Source organism: Deltaproteobacteria bacterium (assembly GCA_009692615.1).
Classification (GTDB): Bacteria; Desulfobacterota; Binatia; order UBA9968; family UBA9968; genus DP-20.
Genome location: SHYW01000014.1, coordinates 12,766 through 35,057 on the forward strand (window position 1 = coordinate 12,766; position 22,292 = coordinate 35,057).

The 22,292-nt window shown below is 57.7% G+C and carries 20 protein-coding genes and 1 other RNA gene; 3 read left to right on the forward strand and 18 right to left on the reverse strand.

Translation table 11 applies throughout. The features are described 5' to 3' along the window. The first annotated feature begins 79 nt into the window (after window positions 1-79). The 3 genes from EXR70_05115 to EXR70_05125 all read left to right on the forward strand — a co-directional run bounded on the left by EXR70_05115 (window position 80) and on the right by EXR70_05125 (window position 2,867). Window positions 80-1,264, forward strand: coding sequence for a branched-chain amino acid ABC transporter substrate-binding protein (locus tag EXR70_05115; GenBank protein ID MSP37851.1), 1,185 nt, complete (start codon window positions 80-82; stop codon window positions 1,262-1,264). Between the two features lie 106 nt (window positions 1,265-1,370). Continuing rightward, window positions 1,371-2,465: a D-alanine--D-alanine ligase gene (locus EXR70_05120; protein MSP37852.1), complete on the forward strand. Its 1,095-nt coding sequence runs from the start codon at window positions 1,371-1,373 to the stop codon at window positions 2,463-2,465. A gap of 57 nt (window positions 2,466-2,522) precedes the next feature. Then, entirely contained in the window at window positions 2,523-2,867 is a 345-nt protein-coding gene (locus tag EXR70_05125; protein MSP37853.1) for a hypothetical protein, read from the forward strand. A 121-nt stretch (window positions 2,868-2,988) separates the two neighbouring features. Here the strand turns inward: EXR70_05125 and ftsZ are convergent, their stop codons facing one another. The 18 genes from ftsZ to EXR70_05215 form a co-directional block, all read right to left on the reverse strand. Beyond that, window positions 2,989-4,209, reverse strand: a complete 1,221-nt coding sequence (gene ftsZ / locus EXR70_05130; protein MSP37854.1) for a cell division protein FtsZ — start codon at window positions 4,207-4,209, stop codon at window positions 2,989-2,991. 42 nt (window positions 4,210-4,251) lie between these two features. Continuing rightward, window positions 4,252-5,481 (reverse strand): cell division protein FtsA, encoded by a 1,230-nt coding sequence (gene ftsA / locus EXR70_05135; GenBank protein MSP37855.1) that lies wholly within the window; start codon window positions 5,479-5,481, stop codon window positions 4,252-4,254. A gap of 27 nt (window positions 5,482-5,508) precedes the next feature. After that, window positions 5,509-6,414, reverse strand: coding sequence for an FtsQ-type POTRA domain-containing protein (locus EXR70_05140; GenBank protein MSP37856.1), 906 nt, complete (start codon window positions 6,412-6,414; stop codon window positions 5,509-5,511). A gap of 131 nt (window positions 6,415-6,545) precedes the next feature. Further along, a complete protein-coding gene (murB, locus tag EXR70_05145) occupies window positions 6,546-7,559 on the reverse strand; it encodes a UDP-N-acetylmuramate dehydrogenase (protein MSP37857.1) in 1,014 nt (337 codons plus the stop codon). A gap of 28 nt (window positions 7,560-7,587) precedes the next feature. Then, a complete protein-coding gene (locus tag EXR70_05150) occupies window positions 7,588-8,958 on the reverse strand; it encodes a UDP-N-acetylmuramate--L-alanine ligase (protein ID MSP37858.1) in 1,371 nt (456 codons plus the stop codon). A gap of 20 nt (window positions 8,959-8,978) precedes the next feature. Further along, window positions 8,979-10,046 (reverse strand): undecaprenyldiphospho-muramoylpentapeptide beta-N-acetylglucosaminyltransferase, encoded by a 1,068-nt coding sequence (gene murG, locus EXR70_05155; protein MSP37859.1) that lies wholly within the window; start codon window positions 10,044-10,046, stop codon window positions 8,979-8,981. Window position 10,047: 1 nt separating this feature from the next. Then, window positions 10,048-11,142, reverse strand: coding sequence for a putative lipid II flippase FtsW (gene ftsW, locus EXR70_05160; GenBank protein MSP37860.1), 1,095 nt, complete (start codon window positions 11,140-11,142; stop codon window positions 10,048-10,050). Beyond that, entirely contained in the window at window positions 11,139-12,473 is a 1,335-nt protein-coding gene (gene murD, locus EXR70_05165; GenBank protein MSP37861.1) for a UDP-N-acetylmuramoyl-L-alanine--D-glutamate ligase, read from the reverse strand. The genes ftsW and murD overlap by 4 nt, the downstream gene beginning before the upstream one ends. A gap of 15 nt (window positions 12,474-12,488) precedes the next feature. Continuing rightward, window positions 12,489-13,565, reverse strand: a complete 1,077-nt coding sequence (locus tag EXR70_05170) for a phospho-N-acetylmuramoyl-pentapeptide-transferase (GenBank protein MSP37862.1) — start codon at window positions 13,563-13,565, stop codon at window positions 12,489-12,491. Between the two features lie 5 nt (window positions 13,566-13,570). Next, window positions 13,571-14,974, reverse strand: coding sequence for a UDP-N-acetylmuramoyl-tripeptide--D-alanyl-D-alanine ligase (locus EXR70_05175; protein ID MSP37863.1), 1,404 nt, complete (start codon window positions 14,972-14,974; stop codon window positions 13,571-13,573). Window positions 14,975-14,985: 11 nt separating this feature from the next. Then, the gene (locus EXR70_05180; protein MSP37864.1) at window positions 14,986-16,503 is read right to left on the reverse strand and encodes a UDP-N-acetylmuramoyl-L-alanyl-D-glutamate--2,6-diaminopimelate ligase; all 1,518 of its coding nucleotides are present in this window, start codon (window positions 16,501-16,503) and stop codon (window positions 14,986-14,988) included. A gap of 5 nt (window positions 16,504-16,508) precedes the next feature. Further along, a complete protein-coding gene (locus tag EXR70_05185; protein ID MSP37865.1) occupies window positions 16,509-18,464 on the reverse strand; it encodes a PASTA domain-containing protein in 1,956 nt (651 codons plus the stop codon). Beyond that, window positions 18,461-18,802 carry a cell division protein FtsL gene (locus tag EXR70_05190; protein MSP37866.1) on the reverse strand — a complete coding sequence of 114 codons (342 nt, stop codon included), beginning with the start codon at window positions 18,800-18,802 and terminating at the stop codon, window positions 18,461-18,463. The genes EXR70_05185 and EXR70_05190 overlap by 4 nt, the downstream gene beginning before the upstream one ends. Before the next feature lie 8 nt (window positions 18,803-18,810). Beyond that, entirely contained in the window at window positions 18,811-19,737 is a 927-nt protein-coding gene (gene rsmH, locus EXR70_05195) for a 16S rRNA (cytosine(1402)-N(4))-methyltransferase RsmH (protein MSP37867.1), read from the reverse strand. Between the two features lie 3 nt (window positions 19,738-19,740). After that, entirely contained in the window at window positions 19,741-20,103 is a 363-nt protein-coding gene (locus EXR70_05200) for an anti-sigma factor antagonist (GenBank protein MSP37868.1), read from the reverse strand. A 43-nt stretch (window positions 20,104-20,146) separates the two neighbouring features. After that, window positions 20,147-20,599: a division/cell wall cluster transcriptional repressor MraZ gene (gene mraZ, locus EXR70_05205; protein MSP37869.1), complete on the reverse strand. Its 453-nt coding sequence runs from the start codon at window positions 20,597-20,599 to the stop codon at window positions 20,147-20,149. A gap of 348 nt (window positions 20,600-20,947) precedes the next feature. After that, window positions 20,948-21,314, reverse strand: an RNA gene (gene rnpB / locus EXR70_05210) — RNase P RNA component class A. Window positions 21,315-21,444: 130 nt separating this feature from the next. After that, complete coding sequence (locus EXR70_05215; protein ID MSP37870.1) at window positions 21,445-22,173, reverse strand: hypothetical protein; 729 nt, start codon at window positions 22,171-22,173, stop codon at window positions 21,445-21,447. Between the last annotated feature and the right edge of the window lie 119 nt (window positions 22,174-22,292).

Consider the following 22,292-nt stretch of genomic DNA (forward strand, 5'->3'; position numbering starts at 1 on the left):
TTTAAACGGCAAAATCTATGGCGCGCGGGATGACTATTTGTTATCGTCAACCGATTCCAACCAAAGGAGAAAATTTGCTGTGTTAAAACGACTGTCACTCGCATTCCTATTGGCATTGGTTGCCTTTGTGCCTTCCGCCTCATGGGCGCAGAAAGGTAAAATAAAAATCGCCGTGCAGGCGCCGCTTTCCGGTGAGCAAGCCGCCCTCGGCGAGCATATCAAACTCGGCGCTCAACTGGCCGTCGAAGAGGCGGTCAAGGCGTTTAAAGCGCTCGGCTATGACTTAGAGTTGGTGCCCCAAGACGATCAAGCGAAAGCCGAGGTCGGCGTCGCCAACGCGCGCAACATGGTCGCCGATCCCGAAGTTCTAGTGATCGTCGGTCACTTCAACTCGGGCGTCGCGCTGCCGGCATCCGAAGTCTACAAAGACGCCATGCTGGTGATGATCTCGCCGGCGAACACCGCGACTGAAATCACCGACCGAGGTTATCCGAACGTCAATCGCGTCTGCGGCCGCGACGATGTCCAAGGTCCGGTGGGGGCGCGCTTTGCGGCGCAAGAACTCAAAGCGAAATCGGTTTATGTGATTCACGACAAGACGACCTATGGCCAGGGCGTCGCCGAGGCCTTCCGCAACGAGGCCAAGAAACTCGGCATGAATGTTTTAGGCTTCGAAGGCACCGAAGAGCGCGCCAATTTCTCGCCGATGATCAACCCGCTCAAAGCGAAAAACCCCGACCTGGTTTATTTCGGCGGCGTGTATCACCAAGGCGGCTTGCTGCTCAAGCAAATGCGCGAAAAAGGCGTCAAAGCGATTTTCATGGGACCGGACGGCGTCGACTCGGAAGAAATGGTAAAAATCGCCGGTGCATCCGCGGTCGGCAGCTACTACACCAGCGTCGCGCCGCCGCGCGACGCGACTCCTGAAACCGCGGCCTTCGCGAAAAAATTTAAGCAGCGCTTCGGCAAGGATATTGAAGCGTTCGGCTTGTACGGCTATGACGCCACCCTGGTCGGCATCAAAGCCATGGAGGGCTGGATCAAAGCCAACGGCGGCAAGCGGCCGACGCGCACCGAAGTGTCCAGCGCGGTGCGTCACATCAAAGGCTTCAAGGGCGTCACCGGACCGATCGAATTTGACAACAAAGGCGATCCGATCAAAGCCAAATACTTTGTCCTGAAATTCGACAAGCAGTCCTACCCCGGCAAGATTTCCAAAATTATCGAACAGCAAGCGCCGGCGGCCCCGCCCAAGAAATCGTAAACCGAACCAACGAGTCGAGCCGGTCGAGGATAGCGGATAGAAGATCGCCTTACGGTGATCCTCGATCCGCTATTTTCCCTCCTCGAGCTTATCCCCAAACAATCGAATGAAGAAAAAATTAACCGTCGCAATCCTCTTCGGCGGCAAATCCGCCGAGCATGAAATCTCCCTGATCTCGGCGCGCAACATCGTCGATGCGATGGATAAAAACAAGTACGAGGTCGTCGCCATCGGCATCGACAAACAAGGGCGCTGGCATCTCGACGAAAGCGCCAAACTGTTGCTCGGCAAAAGCGCAACGAAAGTGGAATACCGCGACGCCAAGAACGCCGCCGCGATCATGCCCGGCGCCAGCGCCACGCCGCTGCTGCGGCCAGGCGGCGCTGGTCTCGGCGCCCTTGGTTCCATTGACGTCGTCTTTCCAATTTTACACGGCCCCTTCGGCGAAGACGGCACCGTTCAAGGATTATTAAAATTGGCCAATCTGCCCTTCGTCGGCGCCAGCGTGTTGGGTTCGGCGGTCGGCATGGACAAAGACGTGATGAAGCGGCTCTTGCGCGACGCAAATATTCCCATCGGCAACTTTTTGGCGTTCAACCGGTCCGACAAGATCAGCTTCGCCAAAGTAAGCAAAACTCTCGGCATGCCGCTGTTCGTCAAGCCGGCGAACCTGGGCTCGTCGGTGGGCATTAGTAAAGTTAGCAAACCGGCGCAGTTCGCCGCGGCGATCAAAGAAGCCTTTCGCTACGACAATAAAATCGTCATCGAACAATTTATCAAAGGCCGCGAGATCGAATGCTCGGTGCTCGGCAACGACGAGCCGATGGCTTCGCTACCCGGCGAGATCGTCGTCAATCGCGACTTTTACTCTTATGACGCGAAGTATCTCGACACCCAAGGCTCGCGCCTGGAAATTCCAGCGAAACTACCGAAAGCCATAATCAAGAAGGTGCGCGACATCGCGCTGCGCGCCTACAAAGCGCTCAGCTGTGAAGGCATGGGGCGGATCGATTTTTTCGTGCAAGCCAACGGCCGCGTGCTGGTCAACGAGATCAACACCATCCCCGGTTTCACCAAGATCAGCATGTACCCGAAAATGTGGGAGGCCAGCGGCATCAGCTACTCCAAGCTCATCGACCGGCTGATCCAGCTAGCGATCCAAAGACATCGCGCCGAGAAGCGCTTAAGGACTTCGCGCTGATGCCGATGTAGCTATTGAAGGCACAAGAGAGGGATCTCGAATGCCGCAATAGCGAACATGGCACTCAAACCGCTTACCTACGAAGAGCCGCTCTTTCAGTTGCTGCGCGAGGAGAACGTCAAGGAGTTCAACCGGCGCAAGGCAGCGGGTGAAACGGTGCAGTTTCAAGACTGCGACTTTCGCCACTTGGACCTGCGCGGCCTGGACGCCGCGGGCATCGATTTTAGCAACAGTTACTTTCGCGCCGCCGACCTGCGCGGCATCGATTTCTCGACCGCCAATCTGAGCGGCGTTAGCCTCAACAACTCGCGCATCTCCGGCGCCCTCTTCGCCATCGAACTCGCGCCAGAAGAAATCGAACTGTCGGTCAACCGCGGCACGCGGCTACGCTACCGCAAATAACCAATAGAATATTTCGCGGGAAAATGCTGCGAGAGAATTGCACGAGCACGAGCCGCTCGCCCTAAGCCGAAGTTCAGAGCGAGCGTCGGAGCCCCCGGAGGAGGAATTTTTCGATCGCGAACTAATCCATCTGGCGCCGCAGGAAAGTCGGGATGTCGTACTTGTCGTCTTCTTCCTGATTGGCGTTGAACTGAAATCCACCCTTATTTAACGTAACCGTTTCGACATCTTCGCTGCCCTGTTTGCGGCGCTGCCAGGTCGGCGTGTCGAGGTCGTCTACGATGGTGCCGAGATGCACGATTTTTTTGTTCTTCGGCGCCGCTGCGACGATACTCGCGACATTGGGCGCCAACATTGCCGGCGCCGGCTTCTTCTCTTCTTTGGCCATGCCGAAACCGGTGGCGATCACCGTGATGCGAATTTCATCGGTGAGGTTCTCGTCGATCACCGCGCCAAAGATGATGTTGGCGTCTTCGTGCGCTTCCTCTTGAATCATCGACGCCGCTTCGTTCACTTCATGCAAGCAGAGATCGGGACCGCCGGTGATGTTGATCAACACGCCGCGCGCGCCTTGGATCGAGATATCTTCGAGCAGCGGGCTGGAGATCGCTTTTTGCGCCGCTTCGATGGCGCGGTTCTCGCCCGAGGCGGAGGCTGCGCCCATCAATGCTAAACCCATCTCCGCCATCACCGTGCGCACGTCGGCGAAATCGAGATTGATCAAACCGGGGGTAATGATCAAATCGGAAATGCCGCGCACCGCTTGCAACAGCACATCGTCGGCTTTGTGGAACGCTTCGAGCATGGTCGTGGTCTTGGCCGCGATCGAGAGCAAGCGCTGATTGGGAATGACAATCAAAGTATCCACGCTCGCCTTCAACTCTTCGATGCCCTCTTCGGCTTGGCGCATGCGCTTCTTGCCTTCGAAGATGAACGGTTTGGTCACCACGCCGACGGTCAGCGCGCCCACTTCGCGCGCCACGCGCGCGATCACCGGAGCGCCGCCGGTGCCGGTGCCGCCGCCCATGCCCGCGGTGATAAAGATCATATCCGAGCCTTGGAGAAAATCGCGGATCTTCTCTTGATCTTCCATCGCCGCGCGCCGGCCGATGTCCGGATTGGCCCCCGCGCCCAATCCCTTGGTCACCAGGCAGCCCAGTTGAATGCGCACCGGCGCCAAGCTCGCCTCCAGCGACTGCGCGTCGGTGTTGGCGACCATGAAATCGACGCCGGAAAGTTTGCCGCCGATCATCGTGTTGACCGCGTTGCCGCCGCCGCCACCGATGCCGATGACTTTGATGCGCGCGTTGACGTTGTTACTTTGCTCCACTATCTCAAACATAATTATTCCTCCTCCCAAATTCCTTAAGGTTATTTCTACGATTTAAAAAAATTCACTGAGCCAATCCGACATCCGATGCTTGACCTTGGCGAGAATCTTGTCGTCGCGCGGCCGGTAAACGCTGCTCCGCTCTTGACGCTTCATGCCGTGCAGCACCAAACCCACCGCGGCGGCGTAGGCCGGGCTGTCGACGACGTCGACAATGCCGCCGACATGAGCGGGCAATCCGAGCCGCACCGGTAAGCCAAAAGAGCGCTCGGCCATTTCCACGGCGCCGGGCAGCAGCATGGAGCCGCCGGTGATCACTACGCCGGACGCCAAGGCGCCCTCGTAGCCCGACTTAGCGATCTCTTTTTGGATCAATTCAAAAATCTCGTCGAGCCGCGGTTCGATGATCTCGCAGAGAATTTGCCGCGACACCGAGCCGGCACCTTTGCCGGCTAAGCTCGGCACCTCGACCCGTTCGTCTTCGGTCACCATGGTCGCCTTGGCGAAACCGTAACGCTGCTTGATGCGCTCGGCGTCGTTGAATGGCGTGCGCAGGCCGGCGGCGATGTCGTTGGTGACGTGATTGCCGCCGATGCTGAGCACCGCCGTGTGTTTCACCGTGCCGTCGTGATAGAGCGCGATGTCGGTGGTGCCGCCGCCCATATCGACCAGCACGACGCCGAGTTCGCGCTCTTCGTCGCTCAAGGTCGCTTCCGCCGCCGCCAACGGCGCCAAGACAATCTCGGCAACGTTAAGCCCGGTGCGGTTGCAGCATTTGATAATATTTTGCGCCGAGGTCAGGGCGCCGGTGATGATGTGCACTTTAGCTTCGAGACGGACGCCGGACATGCCGAGGGGTTCTTTGATGCCGTCCTGCTCGTCGATGATGTAATCCTGGGGCAAGACATGCAGCACTTCGCGATCCATGGGGATCGCCACCGCCTTGGCCGCGTCGATGACCCGATCCAAGTCGCGCTGCGTTACTTCTTTATTTTTCACAGCGACGATGCCGTGGCTGTTGAAGGCTTTGATATGGCCGCCCGAGATGCTCGCGAAAACCGTGTGAATTTCGCAGCCGGCCATCAGCGCCGCTTCTTCCACCGCCTTCTTGACTGAATTGACCGTCGACTCGATGTTGATCACCACGCCCTTGCGCAATCCCTGCGAGGCATGGGTTCCGAGACCGATGATTTCCACGCCATGATCGGTCATCTCGCCAACGATGGCGCAAACCTTCGAGGTACCGATATCCAAACCGACGACAATGCTGTTCTTCTTCGCCATAATCCTCTATCGCCCACTTCTAGAAATTTATTTTAAATTCTCCACCCGGCGCAGCCGCGCCACGACTTGATCGCTGAAACTCAGATCCAACGACGCCAAGCGCTCTTCATGCCCCTGCCAAAGCGCCAACAATCGTTCCAGCCGCGTCAGCTTAGCTTCCCAATCGCCCCACCCCATGCGCAGCGCCATGGGGAAATGGCTGGCATACACGACCAAGCGGTCGGGCGCGGCGAAATGAATTTCCGACAACGCGTGGGAGCGCTGGGCCATCAATTCGCCGAGGTGCATCGCTTCTTGAATCCGCTTGCGCATGATCTGATCGGGCGCGCTCAACTGTTCGACGCTCAGGCCGGTGAGCATGGGAAATTTCATATCGTCGGCGGCGTCGACCTCCTTGAAAAGCAGGCCGTCGGCATCGACGTAATAAAGTTTGTTCAAGGCGACGATCGCCCGCGGCGTGCGCTCTTCCACGTCGATGGTGACCCGGCGGGGAAATTCCCGATGCACCAACACGCGGCGCACCCAAGGATGGCGCGAAATTTTCGTTTCGATCGCCGCTGGATCGATCTTCCAGATATTCATGCCTTGGCTCAGCCCGGCAGCGGCGACGATTTCGTTGCCGCTGACTCTGCCGCCGGCGCGCACTTGAATCTCACGCACGGAAAAATAACGGCTCTCGATGACGAACTCGCGCAGCGATCCCGCCGCGATCGACAGCGGCCCGCTCAACCGGTAAAGCACCACACCGACCACGAACAGCGCCGCGCCCATCGCCCCCCGGACGAGATAACGGCGCCAGCGGCCGAAATCTTTCTTACGATTGTCCTTACGATAAACTTTTAGCTGCATCGTGTTTGCTTGCCGTTCGCAAAATCTTTTGTCGTTCGCCAAAACTCCAAGACCGCCGCCCCACCGCCACCGGGCGTATGCCATACGCCACTACATGCGAATTCCTTCTGCGAATTCTCTTTGCGTTCTTTGCGGCCAATTCTCCCCATCTTCTTTTCTCCCCCGCTGGCAGGGGAGGATGACGGTGGGGGCTCTGTGCCCACTGTGGTGAACTCCTAATCTTCCCACTGGCCTAACAATTTCACTTCAGCGATCAGATCCACGCCAAACTGCTTTCGCACTTCGGCGCGCGCCATCTCCATTAACTGGCGCACGTCTTGAGCCTTCGCGCCGCCAAGATTGACGATGAAGTTGGCGTGGCGCTCGGCGATCTGCGCCTGGCCGACACGCTTGCCCTTGAGTCCCGCGGCTTCGATCAAGCGGCCGGCGTAATCCCCCGGCGGATTGCGAAACATCGAGCCGGAGTTGGGAAAGCCCGCCGGCTGACTGCTTTTGCGCTTGCCCACCAGCTCGCGCAGCTTCGAACTCACTTCAACGGTTTCACTTTTGCGCAAACGCAACGTCACCCGCGTGACCACCGTGCCGACGGGCAGGTGGGAATCCCGATAGGTGAAGGTCAGTTGTTCACGAGAGAATAAAATCTCCGCACCTTCGGCATCGACCGCGTCCACCTGCTCGACGACTTTTTCAAATTCCGAACCATAGGCGCCGGCGTTCATCACCAAGGCGCCGCCGACGCTGCCGGGTATCCCTTCGGCGAATTCCAAGCCCGCGTAACCTTTGCGCGCCGCGGCACGGACCAATTGCGTCACCGCGTAGGCCGCGCCGACGTTGACGCGAATAAATTCGCCCTCTTCGCGCCAGTCAATGTTTTTAAATTCGCCGGCAAGATGAATCACCGCGCCGCGTACGCCACGGTCGCTGATCAAGACGTTGCTGCCGTTACCCAACAGACATACCGGCGTGGCAAAGCGACGAAGCAACGGCAAGACCGCGGACAACGCCGGGCTATTTTCCACTTCGATAAAATAATCCGCCGGCCCGCCGATCTTCATCGAGGCGTAGCGCGCCAACGGTTCGGCGAGTTTCAATTTCACGCCGGCCAGCGACCTAAGCTCTCGCGCCAACGGCGAATCATCTCGTTCGTTACTCATCGCAAACATCACGATCGAATTGGAGTGATGGAGTACTGGAGTGCTGGGCCTCCCCGGATCCCCCCAATACTCCATCACTCCATCACTCCCGTACTCCAATCTTTCATCCCAGCGCCTCCACCAAGCGGTCGCCGATTTTATAAATATCGCCGGCGCCGAGGGTCAGCGCGACATCGCCAGGGGTTAACTTCGCCGTCACCTGCTCGACGATAAGGTTCTTGTCGGCGATGAACTCGACATCTAAGTGGCCCTTGCGCTTGATCGCCTGGTAAAGCGCGACGCCGCTGGCGCCGTCGATGGGATCTTCGCCGGCCGGATAGATTTCCGTCAGCACCAAACGATCGGCGCCCTCGAAGGCGGTGAGAAATTCGTCGAACAAATCCCGCGTCCGGGTGTAACGGTGCGGCTGAAAAATCACCGTCAACGGCCGCTTCCAACTGTCGCGGATGGCGCCAATCGTGGCGCGAATCTCGGTCGGGTGATGGCCGTAATCGTCGATGACGAGAATACCGCGCGGCTCGCCTTTCACCTCGAAGCGCCGGTGCACACCGGTAAAAGCCGCCAGCGCTTGAGCGATCTGGGCGAAGGGAATTTGTAACTCACAGGCCACCGCCACCGCGGCCAGCGCATTGGTCGCGCTATGTTTGCCCGGCGAGCGCAGGTGCAATTTGCCCAGCGCCTTGCCCTGACGCAGAACCGTGAACTCGACGCCGGCGGCGCTCATCTTCAAGCGGCGCGCCGAAAATTCCGCTTCCGCGGATAACCCATAAGTTGCGAACCGCTTGCGCACTTTGGGCAACAGACCGAGCACGTTAGCATCGTCGATGCACAGCACCGCCAGACCGTAGAAAGGAATCTTGTTGACGAAGGTCAAGAAGCTTTCGTTCAAGCGCTCCATGGTCTGGTGAAAATCTAAATGCTCTTTGTCGATGTTGGTCACCACCGCGATCACCGGCGCGAGCAAAAGAAAACTGCCGTCGCTCTCATCCGCCTCGGCGACGAGAATTTCTCCTTGGCCCATCTTGGCGTTGGTGCCGAACATGTGTACCCGGCCGCCGATCACCAGCGTCGGGTCGAGTCCCGCCGCGCTCAAGACCGCCGCGACCATCGATGTCGTGGTGGTCTTGCCGTGGCTGCCGGCGACGGCGATGCCGTGTTTCATGCGCATCAGCTCGGCCAACATTTCGGCGCGCGGGATCACCGGGATATGGTGCCGGCGCGCTTCAAGCACTTCGGGATTGGAATATTTTACCGCCGTGGAGATCACCACCACCGACGGATCGCCGGCGAGATTTTCCTCTTGATGGCCGATAAAAATCCGCGCGCCGAGCTTGGCCAAGCGGCGCGTCGCTTCGCTTTCTTGCAAGTCGGAGCCGCTGACGGCATAACCCAAATTGACCAACACCTCGGCAATGCCGCTCATGCCGATGCCGCCAATGCCGACGAAATGGATTTTATGTTTCTGCTGCAACATGAAAATTCACTAACTAATAATTATCCGCCCACCAGCGCGTAACACTCTTCGACGATGCGCGCCGCCGCGTCCGGCCGCCCCATGGCACGGGCCGCCGCCGCCATTCTTTCAAGACGCGAGGGATCCGTGAAATAACTGCGAATACACTCAGCCAAGCGGGTGCCGGTCAAATCTTGATCGAGAATCATCTGCGCCGCGCCGCGCTCGTGCAGCGCCTGGGCGTTGCCGCGCTGATGATCGTAGATCGCGTAGGGATAGGGCACGAGAATCGCCGCCTTGCCGAACGCGGTCAGCTCCGCCAACGTGGTCGCGCCGGCGCGACAAATAACTAAATCGGCGCGCGCGTAGGCTTCGTCCATCTTATCGATGAAAGGCATGATCTCAGCTTCGAAGGGCAACGCCCCATACGCCTTTTGGATCGCCGCAAAATCCGCTTGGCCGGTTTGATGGGTAATGGAAATTTCCGTGCCCAGATCGATCAATTCCTTGAGCGCATCGACCAAGGCGAAATTGATCCGCCGGGCGCCCAAGCTGCCGCCGAAAATCAGCAGCGAGAATTTTTCGCCGCGGCTAATTTTTGGTAATTCACGCCAGCGCACCGGATTGCCGCTCTCGATCACCCGCGCACCGGGAAGATAATCGGCGCTCTTAGAATAAGCCGTAAAGACCCGGTCGACCCAGCGCGCTAACAATTTGTTGGTGAACCCCGGCCGCAAATTTTGCTCCATGATCGCGCAGCGAATTTTTTTTAGTTTCCCAGCGAGCAACAACGGCCCCGACGCATAACCGCCCAAACCGACGATGCAGTCAGGACAAAACTGATTTATTATTTTGAGCGAGCGCCAAAGACTCGCCGGCACGTCGTAGAGCGCCTCGACGATGCCGCGTAAACCCCGTCCCTTGATGCCTTTCACCGTCAACGTTTCCAGTTTGAATCCTTCCTTAGGCAACACCCGAAACTCGATTCCTTGTTCGGTGCCGACGAAGAGAATTTCCACAGCGCCGTCGCGCCGTTGAAACTCCCGGGCCACCGCCAGGCCGGGGAACAGATGGCCGCCGGTGCCCCCACCGGCGAAAATCACCCGCATGCTACAGTCTCCGGCGCGAGAGACCGAGCAAGATGCCCGCCTCCACCAAGTTGAGTACCATCGCCGAACCGCCGTAGCTGATGAACGGCAAAACCAATCCCTTGGTCGGCATCAATCCCATGACCACGCCCATGTGAATCAACGCCTGCAGACCGAGCAGCACGGTGAGGCCGAACGCCAAATATTGTTCGAAGGGCTCTTCGATCTTGGCGGTGAGCTGAAGGCCGCGCCAAATGATCAAGCCGAACAAAGCCAAAACCGCAATCGCCCCGAGCAATCCAAGCTCTTCGCCGATCACCGAGTAAATAAAATCGGTATGGGCCTCGGGCAGATAAAAAAGTTTTTGCCGGCTCTCGCCCAATCCCCGGCCGCCGATTTGCCCCGAACCGAAAGCGATCAGCGATTGCACGACGTGAAAGCCGCTGCCCGACGCGTCGGCCCAAGGGTCGAGAAAACTCATCAGCCGGCGCAGACGGTACTCCGCCTTGGTCATGACATAGATCAACACCGGCAGCGCCATCAGGCCAGTGGCTAGCAAGTGCTTCAGCCGCGCGCCGCCGATGAAGAGCATAAAATAGAGCAGCATGGTCAAGATCAGCACGCTGCCGAAGTCCGGTTCGAGCAGCAGCACGCCGGCGAAAATCCCGCAGACGATCAAGTGCGGCAGCACGCCCACGGAGAAGGTCTGAATCTGCTGTTCTTTTTTCGCCATCGAATGAGCGAGATAGAAAACCATCGCCAACTTGGCCAATTCCGAGGGCTGAAAGGCGAAACCCGGCAGCATGATCCAGCGCCGCGCGCCGCCGCGGTGAGAGCCGATGCCGGGAATCAATACCGCGATCAGAATCAGCAGCGTCAAGCCGAGCAGCGGATAGGCCATGCGCCGGTAAAATTCCGACGGCAACATGGAACAGATCACCAGCAAAATCGCGCCAACGCCCATGGCGATCATTTGTTTGCGGAAAAAATAAGTGCCGTCGGCGTAACGCTCCTGGGAATAGAGATAACTGGTGCTCAGTACCATGGTGAGGCCCAGGGCCAACAGCACGGCGACCGCGCAGAGCATCCATTTATCGATGGCTAGACCGTCTCTCATAATCCTTGCACCAATTTTTTAAAAACCTTGCCGCGCTCGGCGTAGTTGTGAAATTGATCGAAGCTCGAACAGGCCGGCGACAACAACACGACATCGCCCGGTTGGCCATGGGCCGCGGCGTCGCGTAGCGCGGCGCCGATGTCGTCGACCAATACGGTCGTCGTCAGCTTGCCCAAAGCATTGGCGATGGTCTGTTTCGCCGCGCCGAACAGAACCAAGCGACGCACTTTTTGTTTGACGATCGCTTCGAGGGGCGCGTACTCGCCGCCTTTATCGACGCCGCCGGCGAGTAAAATCACCGGCGCGGAAAAACTCGCCAAGGATTTCACCACCGCGCCGACGTTGGTGCCTTTGGAATCGTTGTAGTAGCGAACGCCGTCTTTTTCGCGCACGAACTCAAGACGGTGTTCGAGGCCGGGGAATTCTTCGAGCGTTTGCATAATCGCTCGGCGCGAAACACCAGCAATTTTTGCGGCCGCGATGGCGGCCATGATATTTTCTACGTTGTGCACGCCATGGATTTTTGCGCCGGCGAGCGAAAACCTCTCTTCGCCGCCGCCGTCGCGCCAAATAATTTCATTCGCCGTGGCGAACACGCCGCTGTCGACGGCGCCGAAACCGAAAGATATCACCCGCGCTTTCATTTGATCTCGAAGCTGCCACACCAAAGGATCGTCGCGGTTGAGAATCGCCACGTCGTCCGGTTGCTGGGCCGCGAAGATGCGCGCCTTGGCGCGGCAGTATTCCGCGAAGCCGGTGTAACGATCCAAATGGTCCTCGGTCAAATTGAGCAGCAAGGCGATGCGCGGACGAAAGCTTTCGACCCATTCCAATTGAAAGCTGCTGATCTCCACCACGCCCCAATCCCAGTCATGATTCACCGCGCCGATAAATGGCGCGCCCAGATTGCCACCGAGAAAGGTTTTCTGGCCGTCGGCTTGGAGCATCTTGCCGATCAAAGTCGTCGTCGTACTCTTGCCGTTGGTGCCGGTGATCGCCACCAGCGGGGAGTGAAAAAAATTGCCCGCCAGTTCAATCTCGCTCAACACCGAAATCCGTCGCGCCTGGGCGGTTTGCAAAAGCAAATGGCTCATCGGCACGCCGGGGCTCGGCACGACGTAGTCCACGCCATCGAGCTGAGCGGTCGCTTCAGCGCCGAAATGATAATCGATCGCCAAGCCGGCCAGGGCCGCCACTTCCGCGTTTAATTCTTCGGCGCTGCGCACATCGCTAACCGACACGCGGGCCTCCCGCTCGGCGAGAAAACGGGCGCACTCCCGGCCGGTGCGCGCCAGACCGATGAGCAAAAACTTTTTCCCCCTGAGATCCATTTTCAAGCGCCATATTTATCTGAGCTTCAAGGTGCTCAAGCCGATCACCGCGCAGATGAAAGAGATAATCCAAAAGCGCACGATGATCTGCGGCTCCTTCCAGCCTTTGAGTTCATAATGATGATGAATCGGCGCCATCAGAAATACCCGTTTGCGCCTGAGCTTGTAGGAAACCACTTGGAAAATCACCGACAGCGCTTCCATGACGAACACGCCGCCGACGATAATCAAGAGAATTTCGTTCTTGGTCATCACCGCGACCACGCCGAGGGCAGCGCCCAGCGCTAAAGAGCCGACATCGCCCATGAACATTTGCGCCGGATACGCGTTGTACCAAAGAAAGCCCAAGCCGGCGGCCACCACGGCGGCGCAGAAAACGCTCAACTCGCCGACGCCGGCGACGTAGGGAATCTGCAAATACTCGGCGAGCTTCAAATGTCCGGTGACGTAGGCGACCACCGCATAGGTGCCGGCGGCGACCATCACTGGGCCGATGGCCAAGCCGTCCAAACCGTCGGTAAGATTGACGGCGTTGGAAGCGCCGACGATCACCAACATGGCGAACGGAATGTACAAAACGCCGAGATCGATGCGCAGGGTTTTAATAAATGGAAAGGCGATCTCGGTGCTAAATCTCGGCTGATAGTAAAGCGCCACGGCAACGGCAAAGGCGACCAGCAATTGGCCCAACAGCTTGGCCCGCGGCGGCAGACCTTTGCTGTTTTTCCGCGTCAGCTTCAAATAGTCGTCGGCGAAGCCCACCGCGCCGGCGCCGATGGTGGCGAGCAGCGCCAGCATCACGTAGCGATTGCCAATATCGGCCAGCATCAAAGTCGAGATCGCCAAAGCGATGATGATCAACACGCCGCCCATGGTCGGCGTGCCCGCTTTGACCGCGTGGGTAGCCGGCCCGTCGTCGCGGATTTGCTGGCCGATCTGTTTCTCCGTCAACCTGCGAATCAGCCAGGGACCGAGTAAAAATGAGATCAACAACGACAACAGCGATGCCATAGCGGCGCGAAACGTAATATAGCGAAAGACATTAAAGCCGGGAAAAACCGTCGCCAACGGATATATTAGATAGTAAAGCAACTGCCCTACGCCTTCCCGCCCGATAATTCGCCGATAACTTTTTCCATCTTCATGCCGCGCGAACCTTTGACCAACAACCAGTCGCCGGTTTTGAGACTGCCGCGCAAACGCGCCGCGATGTCGCTATGATCTTTGCCGATGAAAATTTTCGCCGCAGCCATTCCCGCGGCCAGAGCGCCGCGGCGCACCGCGTCCACCTGCTTGCCGAGTAAGCAAAGCAATTGCAGTTTGGCCTCGGCCGCCGCTTTGCCCATTTGCCGATGTTCGCGTTCGCTGTGGCGGCCGAGCTCGAACATGTCGCCCAACACGGCAATCCGTTGGCCGCGACAAGGAACTTGGCTAAGCGTGCGTAGCGCCGCCCGCATGGAAGCCGGGTTGGCGTTGTAGGCGTCGTTGATAATCGCCACACCTTGCCAACGTTGCAGCTCCATGCGCATGGCGTAGGGGCGCGCCTTGCCGAGACCCCGGCGCACGGCGCTCAAACTCGCGCCGGCGCCGAGCGCCAATGCCGCGGCGCCGAGCGCGTTGCTTACATTATGATGCCCGAGATAGTTGAGCCGCACCTGGCATTCGCGCGCGCCGGCTTGCAGCGTGATCTGCACACCTTTGGCGTCTTGCAATTTAATATTCTTAGCGCGCAGCGCGCCGCCTTTGCCGTAAGTAATTTTCTTACCGGGAAATTTCGCCGCTAGTTTTTTTACCCATGGATCGTCCAGGTTGACGGCGATGGCGCCATCGGCGCGAACACATTGATACAGCGCGCCCTTTTCCCGCGCCACGCCGGCCAAGCTGCGCAAGCCTTCGAGATGAGCCGCCGCGACGGAAGTAACGAGCGCCAAATCGGCGTCGGCGATCCGCGCCAAGCGCGCGATCTCGCCGGGATGATTGGTGCCGAGTTCTACCACCGCGACGCGATCGCTTTTACGCAAACGCAGAAGCGTCAAGGGCAGCCCGACTAAATTATTGAAGTTGCCTTCGGTCTTCAAAACTTTTTTTTCTAAACGCTGACCTTTGAGCGACGCTTCCTCGAGAATCGCCGCAAGCATCTCTTTGGTCGTGGTCTTGCCGTTGGAACCGGTGATCGCCAATACCAAAGGTGAAAACTGCCGGCGCCGGTAATTAGCCAACGCTCCCAGCGCTCTCAAAGTGTCCGGCACTTTTACCACCGTCACGGTGCCCAGCGAACGGGCGGCAATCGCCCGGTGCACGATCACGCAGACCGCGCCGCGCGCCACGGCGTCGGCGACAAAGCGATGGCCGTCGAAGCGCTCGCCTTTAAGGGCGATAAAAACCGATCCCGGCTTGACCTTGGTGGAATCGGTCACCACTTCGCCGAAGCGCGATTTGTTGCCCACCCGTTGAAGCTTGCCAGCCGTCGCCGCCAAGATTTCTGCTCGACTCCACGCCATTCTCCGTACGCCTACACTCCCGCGCGCGCGCCAAGTTCTTGCCGCGCCACTTCACGATCGTCGAAATGAATTTTCTGTTTGCCGAGAATCTGATAATCCTCGTGTCCTTTACCCGCGATCAAAACTAAATCTCCCGCCTGCGCCCAACTCAAGGCGCTGCGAATCGCCAAACGCCGGTCAACTTCCATGGAATAGCCGCGCGCATCTGACGAAACCCGTAATCGATGCATCCCGGTCTTTTTCACGCCGACTTCGATCTCGTCGAGAATCACCAGCGGCTCCTCGGTGCGCGGATTGTCGGAAGTGACCATCACCCGGTCGCTCAAGCGCGCGGCGATCTCGCCCATCAGCGGCCGCTTGCCGCGGTCGCGGTCGCCGCCGCAACCGAACACCGCGATCAGCCTGCCGCCAGTCAACGGCCGCACCGCGGTTAAAACTTTTTCCAACGCGTCCGGCGTATGCGCGTAGTCGACGAGAATCGTAATGCCGCGATCATTGCCGACCTTTTCCACCCGGCCAGGAACCAATTTAAGTTGGCGAATCCCATCTCCGACAATGCCGGCGTCCAGTCCGAGCGCCGAACCCACCGCCGCCGCGCCGAGAATGTTTTGCAAGTTGGCGCCGCCGATGAGCGGCGAGTCGCAGTCGATGGACCTTCCGCGCGCGGAAATCTTGCCGTGCAGGCCGTCGACGCTTTGGCTGACGTTGAGCGGATGAACATCGAAAGACGCATTGGCGCCATAAGTCCAAACTTCTAAACCGTGAGCCCGCGCCATTTGCGCCAGTTCAGCACCGCGCGGATCGTCGCCGTAAATCACCGCGGCCTTGTTACGCTTCGGGCTGACGCCCAAATAGTCGCTGAACAGCCGGCTCTTGGCCAAAAAATAATCGTCCATATCGCGGTGGTAGTCGAGATGATCCCGCGACAGGTTGGTGAACACGCCGATGTCGAATTCCAAGCCGCGCACCCGCTCCTGGACCAAAGCGTGGGACGAAACCTCCATCGCCACCGCTTTCACGCCGGCACCGACCATTTGCGCCAACAGCTCCTCGATATCGAGTGACTCCGGTGTCGTGTGGTGCGCCGGCACCGCTTGAGCACCATAGCGATAGTTGATCGTGCCAAGAACTCCGGGCGTCAATTGGGCGCTGTTCAGAATCGACTCGAGTAAATACGTCAAGGTGGTTTTACCGTTGGTGCCGGTGACGCCGATGAGTTTTAGTCTACTGCTTGGCCGCCGATAAAAATGCGCCGACCAAAGCCCCAACGCGCGCCGCACATCTGCGACCCTAATCGCCGCGGCCTCTGTCGGCCAGCTGCCTGGGCGCGAATAGACATACCCCGCCGCTCCCTGGTGCACCGCCGCGGCGATGTAATCATGGCCGTCAACTTTTTCGCCGGCCACGGCGAAAAACATTTGCCCGTTGCCGGCGGCGCGCGAGTCGTAGGTGAGCCCGCTCACTTCTTGGTCCAGATTACCGTCAGCGGCTTCCACCTCCTCAATCGTCAAAAACTCTTTCAGTCGCATCGCCATCAGCCCTGCAAATTGAGCACTAAAACTTCCTCGTCATTCCAGTTGCCGCCGGCGGCCGGCGACTGCCTGACGACGTAACCGTTGCCTTGCAAACGCACTTTGACTTTCATCGATTGGGCTTTTTCCAATGCTTCACGCAAACTCAAACCGGTGAAATTCGGCACGGCGCCGGGGCCGCTATTGATCGCGACGGGCGTAGCGCGCTTGGTCGGCGAGCGTGCCGAAATATGTTCGATGCCCTTGGTTACCGCTGAAATCGAGGCGGCCTTTTCCGGCGCCACCGAGTAGCGGCTGAGCGCCGCTTGGGCGATGTTACGAAACACCGGCGCCGCCACCACGCCGCCATAAACCGCCGCTTCCGGCTCGTCGATCAATACTAACGCGACCAAACGCGGATCGTTGGCGGGAACGAAGCCGACAAATGAGCCGACGCGTTTTTTTGAATAGCCGCCATGAGTCGTATCGGCCTTTTGCGCCGTGCCAGTTTTACCCGCCACTTCGAAGCCCTCGACATTCGCCATGGTGCCGGTGCCGCCCTCGGTGGTGACATCGCGCAACATGGAAGCGAGCAGCTTGGCGGTTTTTTCCGAAACCACTCGGCGCACCACATGGGGCTGATTTTCCAGCAACACCTGGCCGCTCGGACTGACGATGCGCCGGGTCACGAACGGCTTCATGAGAATGCCGCCGTTGGCGATGGCGGCGTAGGCCATCACCATCTGCATCGGTGTCGTCGAGATCCCCTGGCCGAAAGCATGTGTCGCCAAGTCGATGCCCGACCAGCTGTCGACGCGACGCAGCAAACCAGGCACTTCGCCGGGCACGTCGATGCCGGTAACTTTGCCGAAACCAAATTTTTCGATGTACTTGAAGTAGCGTTCCTTCTTGACCTTCTCGGCGATCTTGGTGAAACCGATATTGCTCGACACCTGGAGAATTTTGGCGAAGGAGATCCAGCCCTGGGGATGGGTGTCGTGAATAATTTTACCGGCAAAGTGGTACTTGCCCATTTCGCAGTAAAATAAGTCTTCCTTGCCGACCACTTCTTCTTCGATGGCCGTCGCCGCGAGAATGGTTTTGAACGTCGAGCCTGGTTCGAAGCTGTCGGTCACGGCACGATTGCGTTTTTGCGCCGCGCTCTGCTCGGCGTAATGGTTCGGATCGAACGACGGATAGTTCGCCAACGCCAAGACTTCGCCAGTGCGAGGATCGACGACGATCGCGACGCCGGCCTTGGCGCGGTTTTTAACGATCGAAGCTTCGAGTTCTTTTTCAGCGATATGCTGAATCGAAGTGTCCAAGGTTAAGTGGATGTCACTGCCGGGGGGAATTTGTATGCCTTCGATGCCTTGCACCAACACGCGGCGGCCCAGCGCGTCCCGTTCGGACACCGACGAACCGGCTTCGCCGCGAATGTAATCGTTGTATTTAAGCTCCAGTCCTTCGAGCCCTTCGGAATCGCGGCCGACAAAGCCGATCACTTGCCCGGCCAGCTGACCCTGGGGATAGAGACGAATGGGCTCATAGAACATGCCGATACCGTCCAAGTTGAGCGCCTGAATTTTTTCCGCCTCCGGCGATGACAGTTGGCGCTTGATCCAGACGAAGGGTTTCTCGGAAGCGACCTTCTGCTGCACATCGGCGAGACGAAGACCGAGAATCTGTGCCAAGTTCTGACTGACTTTGTCGGCATCTTGGACGCGGTGCGGCCGGACATAGACCGATTGCGACTCCATGCTCAGCGCCAAAGGTTCGCCGGCACGGTCGAACAGAGCGCCGCGCTTGGGCTGCACGATCCACTCTTTCAGATGCTGGCGCTGGCCCAGCCGCATGAGCTTGTCGCCCTGAAGAATTTGCAACTGAAACGCCCGCCCACCGACCGTCAAGAATAGACAGAGGAATAATATTTTGGCGGCGATCAACCGGCGGTGATGACGCTGCTGCGTTCGTCTCATGGCAGAACGATGACCTGGCCTTTCTCCGGCGGGGCCAAACCCAAGCGCTGGCGCGCCAGCGCCTCCAATTTATCCGGCGAATTCAGTGTTGCTAGTTCAAATTTCAATTCACGATTTTCCTGTTCGAGACGCGTCTGTAATTTACTCGACGTCGAGAGCACGTAACCCATGCGCACCACTTGCAGGCGTAACCAGACATGGGCCAAAACGACGCCGATCAAACTAACGCCCAAGATCACGGCGAAAAAAATCCGCCAACGGGACGCCGCCGAACGTTGTGGCCGTTCGCGTTTAACGCTGGCGATCCTGCGCGGTTGCGCGCTTACTGCGCTTGCCATGCCGGTTCCTAAACTCTCTCGACCACGCGCAACTTAGCTGAGCGCGCGCGCGGATTGGCGCTAACTTCTTCGGCCGACGCCATCAACGGCCGTTTGGTGACTAGTTTAACTTTGCCGCTCCAACCGCAGCGACAGGTTAGCACCCGCGGCGGGCACAGACATTCAGTAGACCAACGGCGAAATGTCGTTTTCACCAGACGATCTTCCAATGAATGAAACGCGATAATTGCCATCCGCCCCTGGGGCCGGAGAATTTCATAACCGAAATCTAAAAACCTTTGGAGCGCGTCCAACTCGTCATTAACGGCGATGCGCAGAGCCTGAAAAACTTGCGTCGCCGGATTATGATCGCGCTTATGAACGCGCTTCACCCGGGCGACTAGTTGGGCCAACTCCTCGGTGGTGACAATCGCCTTGAGTTGACGCTCAGCAACCACCGTCCGGGCCAGCCGCCGGGCTTGCGGCTCCTCACCAAAATCGCGAAAAATTTTTTCCAGCGACGCTTCGCTATAGGTGTTGACGACCTCCGCGGCATCCAATGGCTGGCGCCGGTCCATGCGCATATCGAGCCTCCCGTTGGCGCGAAAACTAAAACCGCGCTCGGCAGAATCGATCTGATGGGATGAAACACCTAAGTCCAAGATCACTCCGTCCACCATGTCCCAACCGGCCGTGGCGAGCAGCTCGCGCGTATCGGCAAAGCTCCCTTGGAGCGCCGTGAAGCGCGCGCCGAAACGTCTCAAACGCTCGCTGGCCGCGGCCAACGCTTCGTCGTCACGATCCAAACCCAGTACTTGGCCATCGGGCTCACTGGCAATTAATATTTGCTCGCTGTGACCTCCCCCGCCCAGAGTGCCATCGAGAAACCGCTTGCCGGACTCAGGACGGAGCAACTCACCCACTTCCCGCGCCAGCACAGAAACATGCGCAAACACCGTTCAGTGACTGGTACCGTCACCCTCCCAATCGTCATCGAAACTTTCGATGGCGTCTTCGAGAGAAGTGTAGTCCTCGAAAAAGCGATCCATGCCGACAACTTTGAAAATATCGCGCAGAAACGGACTCATGCCGGCGAGCTTCAAATCGCCGTTGAGATTGCGCAGCAACTTCAAACGTTCGAGCAGAACGCCGATGCTGAGATAGTTGATGTGATCCACCGAGCGCAGATTGAGCACGACCTTGATGCGCTCTTTTTCGATTAGCGAGCCGATGGTGTCTTTGATTCGAATCATTTCCCGAAAATCGATGTCGCCCGTGATATCGATTACCGAAATATCTTGAATCGGTTTGCGCGCAAACATTCGCCACTCTCCTGGCTGCCGTCAGCCCCTCGCCGAATTTGTGTTAGAGCCCCAAGTCACCGAGAAAATCGGGATCCTGCATCAACTTGTCCTCAGCCTCGACGAAGATCTTCTTCCACGCCTCGTGATCCCAAACGCGAAACTTTTCCAACGCCGAAACCAAGATTACATTGCGCTTGAGGTCCGCGTACTTGCGCAGTCCCGGAGGAATGAGGATGCGCCCATGGCTATCGAGGTTGCACTCGCAGGCGGAGGCCAAGTAATAGTTTTGGAACTGCACCATGCGCGGATCGAATTTCGGTTTCTTCTGGATTTCTTCTTCAAACTTGAGCCAGGCATCGATGGGATAAACATCCAGACAGCGTTGTCCGCCAATCAAAAAGTTTGTCATGACGATACGGTCGTCGCTCTTCCCGACCAGCACGTCACGGAATTTCACCGGGATGCTGAGCCGCCCCTTGTTATCGAGGGTATGTTCAAAGCTGCCGCGAAACATAGTTTGTCGGGACCGATTACACCTTAAAAAAATTATTTATCCCATTTTTTCCCACTAAGCGCCACTTATAACTTTCTCTATACCACCTGTCAACTAAAATGATTGGAAATTGCGAGGTTATATCGAGATTTTAGGGAGCAGCTAACCCATCATTCGAACTTCCTGGAAGCAGAGTGAAGTAATACTAAAGCGCGGCAACTTCTGGCCATCAAAGCAATCGAGACGACTACTTCCTGGGCAGCTTGGAAGATAGAAATCAAAAAATGTAGGAATTTCGCTCAGTGGTGCAAAAAGACTCTGGATTGAGCTCGTGACGGATAATAAGAAGGAGCGAACAGCAGGAATGTGGGCTAAAGTGGATCGGTAAGCCGGGTTCTGTCATGACTCTTAATAAGAATCACCGCGATCATTCATCTTGCTCCGCGATTACTCGTGGAGTCGAGCGACCATACCCGAGGGCTATGAGCGGACCGCCCAGCCCTCCTATTCGGTCTTGCTCCAGGTGGGGTTTGCCAAGCGTCCACCATCGCTGGTGAACCGGTGAGCTCTTACCTCGCCTTTTCAACCTTACCGGCCGCCGAAGCGGCAGGCGGTATGTTTTCTGTGGTACTTTCCCCCGATCACTCGGGGCCGCCGTTAACGGCCACCCTGTCCTATGGAGCCCGGACTTTCCTCCCCTGCGCGCGTGCGCGAGAGCGATCGCTTAATCCACTTTAGCCCAAGACCGAGTCTAACATTAATTCGCCGCGCCAGTAGCCTAATTGGCAAACTTTTCGGCGGGCGAATTCACTTCGCAAAATGTTGCATCGACGATGAGGCAGATTCTGCGATCGAGATTGTTGCGGTTACTGCGACATCGGTCGGACGAAAAGAATCCGTTGGCAGCTGGGGCAGAGATGAACTTTCTCGCTGCGTACAATTTCATTGCTCAACTGCGGCGGGATGTTCATGTAGCAGCCCTGACAAATTCCGCCGGCGACTTCGACCACCGCCGTGCCGCCACGACGCGAGAAGATCAACTCATAGCGCGAGATTAGATCCCCGGTTACTTGCGCGGCGATGCTTTGGCGCCGGTTCGCGGCTTCAGAAACCGCTTCATCGATACCGGTGATTTGCAATTTCAATTCCTGCTGTTGTCTTTGCCACTGCTCTTGCAGCTCGGCCATCTCGGCTTCCTTCGCTTGAATCTGCACCTTGACGGCGTCGATGTCTTGCATGATCTTGATCAGCTCTTCTTCGAGGACGCCGTTGTTTTCGCGCATCTGATCGATCTCACGCTGCAAGGCTTGGAGCTCCTTAACGTTTTTAATGCGGTTCATGCGCATCCGCTTGTCCATCGCCTTCTTGCCTTCGTCTTGAAAAACTCGGTCCTTGGCAACGCGCAATTTTTCTTTCTCAACCACAGACGCCGTCAGAACCGCGATCTCCCGTTTTTTCGCCTGAATATCTTTGCCTTTGACGTCCAGTTCGCCGAGCAAGCCCTGTTTGATGCCGGTTTGCTCTTTGATCTGCCGGTCGACAGTTTGTAACGATGCCAGAATTTCGATTTGAGCGTGCAACTTAGAATCCCCCATCCAAAAAAAATGCACCCCGTTGGGTGCATTTCTAGAACTGGAATGCTGCTAATGAAAAATAATTAATGATTGTTTTCTTACACACCCGGGAACAAATCCTCAGGTGCATTATCTATCTG